Genomic DNA, 10735 nt, shown 5'->3' with positions numbered 1-10735 from the left:
CGCCGGCCGTGAGGACGGCCGGGCGGGGTGTGGGAGCCGGAGCGGGACGGTACGAGCGTGGGACGAGGGCCGGAGCGGCAGCCGAGACGATGACGAGACGATGACCGGGCCGACCGGAACCGCCGGGACCGCCCGGAGCGATGGGTCCGCCGGGAGCGACAGGTCTGCCCGGGCCGGCGACAGGTCTGCCCGGACCGCGGAGGCCGCGCGGCCCGCGAGGCGTCGGTATGCCGCCGTACCGGTCGAGGAGTGCGCCGGGCGGGCGGGGCGGCCCGGAGCGGGCGGCGGTTCGCGGACCCTCGCGACGGCGGAGTCGGAAGATGTGCCAGAGTTGCCACGTCCGGACCGTGAGCACGTACCGTACGGCGGAATGCCGGCGCGACGGCCGGAACAGCCGGGACCACCGGGGAAGGGGCAGCTGGGTTGACCACGCACGCACCGCAGGCGGCGCACACGGTGACGTTGCCGGGCTCGCTCGACGAGGCCGTGGCGGCGCTGGCCGCCATGCCCGCCGCCGTGCCCGTCGCGGGCGGCACCGATCTCATGGCAGCGGTCAACTCGGGCCTGCTGCGCCCCGCCGCGCTCGTCGGCCTCGGGCGCATCAGCGAGATCCGCGGCTGGCAGTACCAGGACGGCCACGCCCTGCTGGGCGCCGGACTCACGCACGCCCGCATGGGCCGGCCCGACTTCGCCGCGCTCATCCCCGCGCTCGCCGCCGCCGCCCGTGCCGCCGGGCCCCCGCAGATCCGCAACGCCGGCACCCTCGGCGGCAACATCGCCTCCGCCGCGCCGACCGGTGACGCGCTGCCCGTCCTCGCGGCCCTGGAGGCGTCCCTCGTCATCGCGGGCCCCGGCGGGCGGCGCGAGATCCCGGTCGGCAGGCTGCTCGCCGGGATCGAACTGCTGCACCCGGGCGAGCTCATCGGCTACGTCCGCGTCCCGCTGCTGCACGCCCCGCAGACCTTCCTCAAGGCCACCGGACGCACCGGCCCAGGCCGCGCCACCGCCTCCGTGGCCGTCGTCCTGGACCCGGCCCGGCGGATGGTCCGGTGCGCGGTCGGCGCGGTCGCGCCGATGCCGCTGCGCCCGTACGACGCCGAGCACTGGGTCGCCTCGCTCATCGACTGGGACGGCGAACGGACCCTGGCCCCCGAGGCGCTGACCGCCTTCGGCGACTACGTCGCCGCCGCCTGCATCCCCGACCCGCCGCCCGTCCCGCAGGACGCCGGCGACGGCGCCGGTCACGCCCTTCAGGGGCCGGGAGAAGGTACCCTGCCGCCGGCCGTGCTGCATTTGCGGCGTACCGTGGCGACTCTGGCCCGCCGAGCACTGGGGAGGGCACTCGCGTGAGTGACGATCAGCAGCGACACGCCCGTACGCCCGTCGAGGGCGGCTGGCAGCCCATGCCGCGTGGCGCGGACATCGACGCGGAGGGCACGGCGTTCGTCCAGCTCCCGCCCGAACTGCTGGCGCACCCCGGCACCGACGCGTCCACCGGCTGGGCGCCGCTGGCCGCGCCCGGGACGGGGTACGCGCCGCCGGCGGCGTCCTCCTGGGACGCGGTGCCGCAGTACCCGGCGGGCGGTCAGGGGCATCCCGGCGGGGTGGGGTACCAGCAGGGCGGCGGCCACGGCCATCAGTCGGGTGGGCATCCGGGCGGTCATGCGGGTGGTCATGCGAGTGGTCAGGAGGCGGCCGGGCTGTCCGGCGGGCAGCAGGCGACGGGTGTGCAGCAGCATCCCGGCGCACACCAGTCGGTGCCTCACCAGTCCGTGGCGCCTCATCACCAGCAGCACCAGCAGCAGGCCGGTCCGCAGCAGAACGCGTCGGTGCCGCAGCAGGCCGGCGCGCGCCCCGTGGCCGCGACGCCGCCCGAGCACGACGACTGGCCGGCCGGCCCGTACGTCTCCGGCATGGTCGACGGGCCGGCGGAGTGGCCCGCGGCCGAGGACGCGTACGGTTCCGGCGTGCCCGAAGGCGACGCCCAAGGGGCGTACGGCACCGAGGCGTACGGCGCTGAGGCGTATGGGGCGGACGCGTACGGGGCCGGTGGCACCTACGGCTCCGGTGTGCCCGGGACCGGCGGGCTCGTGGGCTCTCCGGTGTCCGCCAACCCGGATGTTTCCGGCACTTCGGGTGTGCCCGGTGCTCCGGGTGGTTCGGCCGGGACGGGTGCGCCGGGCGCGTCCGGTGGGCCCGACGGCTCCGCCGGAGTGCAGGACACCGCGCAGTGGCCGCTGCCGTACCCGCCCGGCGTGGAGCCGGACACCGCCGCGCAGGGCGACTCCGGCGGTTCCACCGGCCAGTGGTCGGTGCCGGCGGCCGGGGATGACCCGGTCGACGAGTCCGGCGAGTACGCGATGCACAGCACCCCACGCCCGGCCGCGGAGTGGCCCGCGCCCGCGCCTGGTGACACCGCCACCGGGACCTGGCACCAGCCCGACCTCGGGCCGGAGGGATCGGCCGCCCCCCAGGGGGCGACCGGGCAGTGGTCGGTCCCGGCCGCTCCCGCGACGGCGGGCGACACGCCCGACGCGTCGGGGGAGTACCGGGTGAACGTGTACGCGGGTGACGGGTTGACGCCGGGGTCGGCTACGGACGTCACCGGTACGGGCGATCAGACGGCCAGTGGGGCGTGGGAGGTGGTGACCGACGCCTCGGGCGCCCCTGCCACCGCTCCGCACGCCGCGCGGCAGCACGCCGCTCCGCACCCGCGGTCCGAGTCCCAGCCGCACGCCGCGCCTCAGCCGCACGGCGGCCACGGCGTCGGCGAGGAGTCCGCGCGGCAGGATGGCCGGCAGGACGTCCAGCAGGGCGGACACCCGAACGGGCAGCAGGGGCAGGGCGCGTACGACGAGGCGTACGGCGCGTACGGCGAGTACGAGCAGCACGACGCCCCCGGGGCGCATGCCGAACCGGCCATGCCCGCCGAGCAGGCCCGGTTCGCGGAGCCGTCCGCCGCGCACGACGCGTCCGCCGCACACGACGCGTCCGCCGCACACGACGCGTCCGCCGCCTCCGACGTCGTCGGTGCCTCCGAGGCCGTGCCGCACGCCGATTCCCACGCGCCGGCCGCCGCGTCCGTACCGCACGAGCCCGAGCGGCACGCCCCCGTGGACCACGCTCCGCAGGCGGGGCACGAGCCGACGGGCGAGCCGGAGCACGCGCCCGGGCCGGAGTCCGTGTCCGGGCCGGACGCCGCGTCCGGTGCGGAGCCCGCGTACGACGCGCACGCCTCGCACGCTCCCCAAGCCCCGCACGACGCATCGGCCTCGGTGGAGCAGCCCGCGGAGCACCTCCCCGCGGAGCACCTCCCCGAGGAGGGCGCGCCCGCCGGGGCGCACGACCGGACCGTTCCCCCTGGACAGGAGCATTCCGGGCGGCCGGAGCAGGAGGGCGCGTTCGACGACGGGTCCTCCGTCCCGCAGCCGGAAGGCGCCGGCCTCGGAGACCTCGACGGCCCCACCGCCACTGCCGACCCCGCGGAACCCACGGACCTCACGGACCCCCCCGGCCCGTCCGCGCTCGACGAGCCGCAGGCGCCCGCCACCGAGCACCCGTGCGCCTCGTACGTCCTGCGCGTCAACGGCACCGACCGGCCGGTGACCGACGCGTGGATCGGCGAGTCCCTGCTCTACGTCCTGCGCGAGCGCCTCGGCCTGGCCGGCGCCAAGGACGGCTGTTCGCAGGGCGAGTGCGGCGCGTGTTCCGTGCAGGTGGACGGCCGGCTCGTGGCGTCCTGCCTGGTGCCCGCCGCGCTGACGGCCGGTTCCGAGGTCCGTACGGTCGAGGGGCTGGCCCAGGACGGGCAGCCGTCCGACGTCCAGCGCGCGCTCGCCGACTGCGGCGCCGTGCAGTGCGGGTTCTGCGTACCCGGTCTGGCCATGACGGTCCACGACCTCCTGGAGGGCAACCACGCCCCCACGGAGCTGGAGACCCGCCAGGCCATCTGCGGCAACCTCTGCCGCTGCTCGGGCTACCGGGGGGTCCTGGAGGCCGTCCGCCAGGTCGCCGACGAGCGCGCCGAGGCGGCCGCGGCCCTGGAGGAGGACCAGCAGGCGGCCGGGGAACAGGACGCGGCGACGGGACGCATCCCGCACCAGACGGGGCCGCACGACGGCGGCAGTGGAAAGGCGACGGCATGACGGGGATGGGCGGCAACGCCGGAGCGGGCGGCTCGGGAGGGCCGGACGACGTGACGGGTGTGCTCGGCGCCCTGGTCACCTCCTCCGTCACCGCGCCCGCGCCGGCGCCCGACGGGCCCCCGCAGGGCATCGGCGCCTCCGTTCCGGCCGCCGACGCCGCGGCCAAGACGCAGGGCACCTTCCCGTACGCCGCCGACCTGTGGGCGGAGGGTCTGCTGTGGGCGGCCGTGCTGCGGTCGCCGCACCCGCACGCCCGGATCGTCTCCATCGACACCGCCACGGCCGCGGCCATGCCGGGCGTGCACGCGGTCGTCACCCACGCCGACGTGCCGGGGGACGCCGCGCACGGGCGGCGGGTCGCGGACCGTCCGGTGTTCGCGTCCGACGTGGTGCGGCACCACGGCGAGCCGATCGCCGCCGTCGCCGCCGACCACCCGGACACCGCCCGGCTCGCCGCCGCCGCCATCGCCGTCGAGTACGAGGTGCTGGAGCCGGTCACCGACCCCGAACTGGCCTTCTCCGCCGAGCCGCTGCACCCCGACGGCAACCTCATCCGCCACATCCCGCTGCGCTTCGGCGACCCCGAGGTCACCGGCGAGGTGGTGGTCGAGGGGCTGTACCGGATCGGCCGGCAGGACCCGGCGCCCATCGGCGCGGAGGCCGGCCTCGCCGTGCCCCGGCCCGACGGCGGCGTCGAGATCTACTGTGCGTCCACCGACCCGCACGCCGACCGCGATCTGGCCGCCGCCTGCTTCGCGCTCGAACCGGAACGCGTCAAGATCGTCGTCACCGGTGTGCCCGGCGCGATGGGCGACCGCGAGGACTCCGGCGTCCAGTTGCCGCTCGGCCTGCTCGCGCTGCGCACCGGCCATCCGGTCAAGCTCGCGGCCACCCGCGAGGAGTCGTTCCTCAGCCACGCCCACCGCCACCCGACGCTGCTGCGCTACCGCCACCACGCGGACGCGGAGGGCAAGCTGGTCAAGGTCGAGGCGCAGATCCTGATGGACGCCGGCGCGTACGCCGACTCCTCGTCGGACGCGCTCGCCGCAGCCGTGGCCTTCGCCTGCGGCCCGTACGTCGTCCCGCACGCCTTCGTCGAGGGCTGGGCCGTGCGCACCAACAACCCGCCCTCCGGCCATGTCCGCGGCGAGGGCGCCATGCAGGTGTGCGCCGCTTACGAAGGCCAGATGGACAAGCTCGCGGCGCGGCTCGGCATCGACCCCGCCGAACTGCGCATGCGCAACATCATGGCCACGGGTGACATCCTCCCCACCGGCCAGACGGTCACCTGCCCGGCCCCGGTCGCCGAACTCCTCGCCGCCGTCCGGGACTTCCCCCTCCCCGCGCTGCCCGTGGACGACCCGGAGGAGGACTGGCTACTCCCCGGCGGCCTGGAAGGCGCCGGCGAACCGGGCGCCGTCCGGCGCGGCGTCGGCTACGGCGTCGGCATGGTCCACATGCTCGGCGCGGAGGGCGCGGACGAGGTGTCCACGGCGACGGTGAAGGTCAGCGGCTCCGTCGCGACCGTCATCTGCGCCGCCGTCGAGACCGGCCAGGGCTTCTCCACGCTGGCCCGGCAGATCGTCCAGGAGGTCCTGGGCATCACCGACGTGTACGTGGCCCCCGTCGACACCGACCAGCCCCCCTGCGGCCCGGCCGCCCACGGCCGCCACACCTGGGTCTCGGGCGGCGCGGTCGAGCGCGCCGCGCGCATGGTCCGCACCCAGCTCCTCCAGCCGCTGGCGGCCCAGTTCGGCATGTCCACGGAGCTGCTGACGATCGCCGACGGCAAGATCACGTCATACGACGGCGTCCTCAGCACCACCGTCGCCGAGGCCCTGGACGGCAAGGAACTCTGGGCCACCGCCCAGTGCCGCCCCCACCCCACCGAGCCGCTGGACGAGACCGGCCAGGGCGACGCCTTCGTCGGCATCGCCTTCTGCGCGGTACGGGCCGTGGTGGACGTCGACGTCGAACTCGGCTCTGTCCGCGTCGTCGAGATGGCCGTCGCCCAGGACGTCGGCCGCGTCCTCAACCCCGCCCAGGCGCACGCCCGTATCGAGGCCGGCGTCACCCAGGGCCTCGGCGCGGCCCTCACCGAGAACCTCCGCACCTCGGCCGGCCAGGTCCGCCGCCCGGACTTCAGCGGCTACGCCCTGCCGACGTCGCTGGACGCGCCGGACATCCGGATCGTCAAGCTCGTCGAGGAGCGCGACGTCGTCGCCCCGTTCGGCGCCAAGGCCATCAGCGCGGTCCCGGTCGTCACCTCCCCGGCCGCCATCGCCTCCGCCGTCCGCGCGGCGACGGGCCGCCCGGTCAACCGCCTCCCGATCCGCCCCCAGGCGGCGGTGGCGGTAGCGCAGGGAAGCTGACCGCCGGGGGCGGATGGAAGGAAGCCCGCCGTCGCGTTCGGGCTTCCTTGCCCCCGCAACGAGCTCGTCATCGGCGGCGGCCGGCGGCCTCGGCCGGAGACGGCCGTGAAACGGCGTGGACGAGCGCGTTTCGGGCTGCCGATGGCGGGGGGCGGTGTCAGCGCTGCTTCTTGCGGGCCTTCCTTGCGAGGTGTTCGCGCCCCGATTTCTCTATTTCGTACATCTGCCGCAAGACCGGGGACGGCTGCGGGATCCTCACGCCCCTTTCCTCGGCGTCCACCAGGCGCCGCACATAATCGCGAGCGTCGCCGTACAACGGCCGCAGACGGAAGGCGCGCCGGATGGCGAGACCCCACAGCCAGATCACGACAGGAACGAGCGGGAGGGTCGCGTAACCTTCCGGGAAGTCGCTGCCGAAGCCGACCAAGGCGGCCACGATGGGAAAAATGGCCAGGGTGCAGCCTGCTTCGTCATACCAGCCACCCTTGCCGGCGATCCGCTCGTAGGCGACGACGTTCTTTGACTTGCGCGGTGCTTGGGCGTCGAACTCCTCTGACATGGAGACCTCTCAAGCCTTCCTGATCGACCGGTGGTGCTCCGCAGGCGCCCCGATCGGTCTCCTGCATGGGCCGAGTAGCGATTACGTCGGGTGCCGAGCCACGCCCATGAGGGTGACTGTGCGTCACTCGCTCGGCACCGACGCAAGATCTTGGCAGAGACTGTCGCGGACGTCACCCCCCGGGGCAGCTTGTGTGCCCGTGGCCCGGCGGCTCGCAGGTTTGACGGCGTGTGTCCCACGGAGTCCAGCGAATACGGCTGGTGCACGTGTGCCTACCCTGTCGGTACTCTGGCATCGCTCGATGTAGGGCTCACGGGGTTGGACGAGGGGCTGGGGGACGACGTGGCCGGTCTGCCGACGGTCGCCAAGATGAAAGTCGAGCTGGATACGCTCAAGACCTTCAAGGGGCGGGTGGACGAAGCACTGATCAAACTGGGCGACTCGGAGGCGGCGCCGCCGCGCATGGCCTCCGCGACGCTGAATCGCGACCATCTGGGGCGGAACTTCAAGGCGGTCGACGCGTTGTACGGCGCCTACCAGGACGTGCACGCGGACCTGACGACGCTGTCGCAGCTTCTGTCCGATCAGATCGAGGCGCTGAGCGTCGCGGTCGACGGCATGCACAACGACTACCAGGAGACGGACAAGCACCACCAAGCCCGCATCCTGGCCGTGCAGCAGGAACTGATGAAGCATTACGACCCCCGGCAGGATCCGCACGCATCGGTGGACATGAGGAAGCCGTCCGTCGGCGGCGGCACTGATGGCGAAGGCGGTATGTGACATGGCGGACCAGGACCGGGGCAAGGACCCCCGCAAGCCGTTCGAGCGCGCGCCGGTGCCCGATTTCATCAACATGTCCCACGAAGAGCTGTGGGCGATGATCGAGCACGCTGATGCGGGCAAGATCGACCAGGTCGTCAAGAAACTGCACGAGGCCGCGAACACGATCCGGGACATCGGCAACGACCTCAAGGAACACGCGGGCAAGGTCGACCTGCACAGCGAGGGCGGCACGGCTTTCCACACTTGGAGCGCCGACATGGGCAACGCGACGCTCCGCCTGTCCGCCTACAGCGAGAAGGCCGGCGACTGGCTGGCGCACGCCGCCAACACGCTCCGGGCCGTCAAGACCGAGATGCCGCCGGTGCCGACGGCGGAAAAGGCGACGCTCGCGCAGTTCGACAAGCTGTACCCGGGATTTCGCGGTAATCCGATCCTGTTCAACAAGGACACCGTCGCCGCGTTCCACAAGGGCGGACCGAGCACTTTCCAGGTGACCGCCGCGGAGAAGAAGATCGCCGACGCGCACAAAGAGGCGGCCGCCGCGCTGCGCAAGCTGGCGAATCAGTACAACGATTCGGGGGAGGAGATCTCCCGGGCGACTCGGCCGAACTTCCCGCCGATGCCGGGGACGATGCTGCCGAAGGAGTCCGTCGACGACTTCGACCACATTTCGCTCGGAGGCGGTGGCGGGGCGCGGGCTGCCGGGGCGGGTGGCGGTTCCACCCCGATCGCGAGCGGCGCGGACGGCGGAAGCGGCGGGGGAGTCGCGGTACCGGGTGGCGGCCCCTCCGGAGGGGTGCCGAGTGGCTCGTCCGGGGGGCCGTCCGGTGGGACGACGACCGTTCCCCCCGCCGACCGCCCGGACACCTCGACGCGTGTGGACGGCGGAGTGCCCGCTCCGACGCCTTCCGTCCCGACGGTGCCCAATGGCGGGCAGCCGGCCCCCCACGTGCCCGGCACGCCGTCACCGACCGGGCCGACCGTGCCCCCGCACGTTCCGCCGGGGCCGGTTCCCGGCATGCCGCCCTTCCCGCCGACGCGGCACGGTTCCGTACCACCGGTACCGAAGCAGGGCGGCGGCCGGGGCGCCGACGGCCCGCGCGGGAAGTCGGTACCGCCGGTGGCCGAGCTGGGGCGGGTGCCCGGCCGGGGAGGCGTGTTCACGCCCCGGAACCCTGTCTTGCCCGGCCTGCCGGGCGTCTCCGGGGTTCCCCCGGTGCGTTCGGGACCGCCGGCGGACGGTGTCGTGGGCGGCCGGCCCGCTCCCCGTACCCCCGGTCCGGGACTGCCGACGGGCCCGAGGGGCACGGTCGTCGGCTCCGAACCGATGACCGGTCCGACGGGGCAGGGGCGGCCGGGCGCGGGGTACGCCCCGGGGTTCGGTGGTGTGCCCGGCGGTGGCGGTGGCGGTGGCAGTGCCGCACGCACCGGCGGGCGTCGCCTGGCCTCCGAGGACGGGGGAATGGCGGGCGGCCGTGCGGCGCGGGGTGCCGTTTCGGAGGGACGCCCGTTCACTCAGGGCGGTTCGGGGCTGGTGCGCGGCTCCGGGGAGGCGCGGCAGAGCCGGAACGGTGCTGCCGAGGGGAATCGCCGGCCCGACTACCTCACGGAGGAAGAGGAGACGTGGGGACAGGGGGAACCCGGGAACGTTCCCCCCGTAGTCGATTGAGTTCCTTGAGGAAGAGGGCAGTTGTGCGCAGAGACGGAAGCGTCCGGAGCCGTTTCCGGCGGGCGGCCGTACTGGGGGCCGCCACGGCTCTCTTCCTCGTAGGGACCGGCCCGGCCCGTGCGGAGACCGTGCGGAGCCTCCAGTGGTATCTGGACGGCATGCGGGCCGAGGAGATGTGGAAGGTCAGCACCGGCGAGGGAATGACGGTGGCCGTGATCGACACGGGCGTCGACGACACGCTGCCGGACCTGCGGGGGCAGGTTCTGCCCGGCAAGGATTTCCTGCCGTCCGGGGGTGGCGCCCACAAGGACACCAAGGGTCACGGCACGGCCATGGGCGTGATCATCGCCGGCACCGGCAAGGGGCCTGATGGTACGGGGACCAGGGGGCTTGCCCCGGGGGCCAAGATCCTCCCGCTTCGCGTGCTGAGCGACACCGACGGGTGGCTTCACGAGGACGAGGCCGTCGCCAAGGCGATCCGCTACGCGGCGGACTCACCGGCGCGGATCATCAATATGTCGTTCGCATCGCCAGGGAAGAGCGATGGGATGGACGAAGCGATCCGGTACGCGGTGTCCAAGGGGAAGTTGTTGTTCGCAGGGGCTGGGAACTCCGCCCAGAAGGGCAACCCGGTCCTGTACCCGGCGGCGTCGCCCGGCGTGGTGGCCGTCGGGGCTATCGACAAGGACGCGCGTGTGACGGACGAGTCGTCCCGGGGGCCGCACGTGGCGCTGGCGGCCCCAGGAGACGACATGGTCCACAGCTGCCCGGGTGGCACGGGGGTCTGCCGGAGCCATGGCACCAGTGACGCCAGCGCCCTCGCCTCCGCCTCCGCCGCGCTCCTCTGGTCCGTCCATCCCGACTGGACGGCCAACCAGGTTCTCCGCGTTCTCATCAATACGGCCGGAGGGGCGAAGAGTGGTGCCAAGCGCACCGATTCGATCGGCTACGGCGTGGTGAGGCCGCGGATCGCGCTCAAGGAGCCGGGTGATCCGGGGCCCGCGGACGTCAACCCCCTGACCGGTGCGGCCGGTTCGGGCACGGTCTCCCGGCCGGTGCCGCGTCGCTCCGAGGGCGGGGCGGGCGAGGGGCCCACGGCGAAGGCGGCCGAGGCCGCCGAGGCGTCCGGCGGCGGTGGTGGCGGGGGTACCGACACCACGACCTGGGTGCTGGTGGCGGCCGGCGGCGGGGTGGTCGTCGGGGC

The 10735-nt window shown here is 74.3% G+C and carries 7 protein-coding genes; 6 read left to right on the top strand and 1 reads right to left on the bottom strand.

The window, feature by feature from the left end:
• Positions 1 to 423 precede the first annotated feature (423 nt).
• From ACSNOK_RS24880 to ACSNOK_RS24870, 3 genes are read left to right on the top strand one after another with little or no spacing between them, the layout of a single operon-like run.
• Positions 424 to 1350 carry an FAD binding domain-containing protein gene (locus ACSNOK_RS24880; RefSeq protein WP_436782992.1) on the top strand — a complete coding sequence of 309 codons (927 nt, stop codon included), beginning with the start codon at positions 424 to 426 and terminating at the stop codon, positions 1348 to 1350.
• Positions 1347 to 4145 (top strand): 2Fe-2S iron-sulfur cluster-binding protein, encoded by a 2799-nt coding sequence (locus ACSNOK_RS24875; RefSeq protein ID WP_436782991.1) that lies wholly within the window; start codon positions 1347 to 1349, stop codon positions 4143 to 4145. Before ACSNOK_RS24880 ends, ACSNOK_RS24875 begins: the two co-directional genes overlap by 4 nt.
• Before the next feature lie 5 nt (positions 4146 to 4150).
• A complete protein-coding gene (locus ACSNOK_RS24870) occupies positions 4151 to 6517 on the top strand; it encodes a xanthine dehydrogenase family protein molybdopterin-binding subunit (protein WP_436782993.1) in 2367 nt (788 codons plus the stop codon).
• A gap of 157 nt (positions 6518 to 6674) precedes the next feature.
• Here the strand turns inward: ACSNOK_RS24870 and ACSNOK_RS24865 are convergent, their stop codons facing one another.
• Positions 6675 to 7076, bottom strand: a complete 402-nt coding sequence (locus tag ACSNOK_RS24865; RefSeq protein WP_436782990.1) for a hypothetical protein — start codon at positions 7074 to 7076, stop codon at positions 6675 to 6677.
• Between the two features lie 318 nt (positions 7077 to 7394).
• On the opposite strand from ACSNOK_RS24865, the gene ACSNOK_RS24860 reads away from it, so the two are divergent.
• From ACSNOK_RS24860 to mycP, 3 genes are all read left to right on the top strand, one after another.
• The gene (locus ACSNOK_RS24860) at positions 7395 to 7859 is read left to right on the top strand and encodes a hypothetical protein (protein WP_436782989.1); all 465 of its coding nucleotides are present in this window, start codon (positions 7395 to 7397) and stop codon (positions 7857 to 7859) included.
• Position 7860: 1 nt separating this feature from the next.
• Complete coding sequence (locus ACSNOK_RS24855) at positions 7861 to 9531, top strand: hypothetical protein (RefSeq protein ID WP_436782988.1); 1671 nt, start codon at positions 7861 to 7863, stop codon at positions 9529 to 9531.
• Positions 9532 to 9554: 23 nt separating this feature from the next.
• Positions 9555 to 10735 (top strand): type VII secretion-associated serine protease mycosin (gene mycP / locus ACSNOK_RS24850; protein WP_436782987.1); only part of this gene is annotated, 1181 nt, incomplete at its 3' end.

This window comes from Streptomyces sp. URMC 126, from assembly GCF_051386555.1.
Classification (GTDB): domain Bacteria; phylum Actinomycetota; class Actinomycetes; order Streptomycetales; family Streptomycetaceae; genus Streptomyces.
This window is presented reverse-complemented; position numbering and strand designations above follow the sequence as displayed.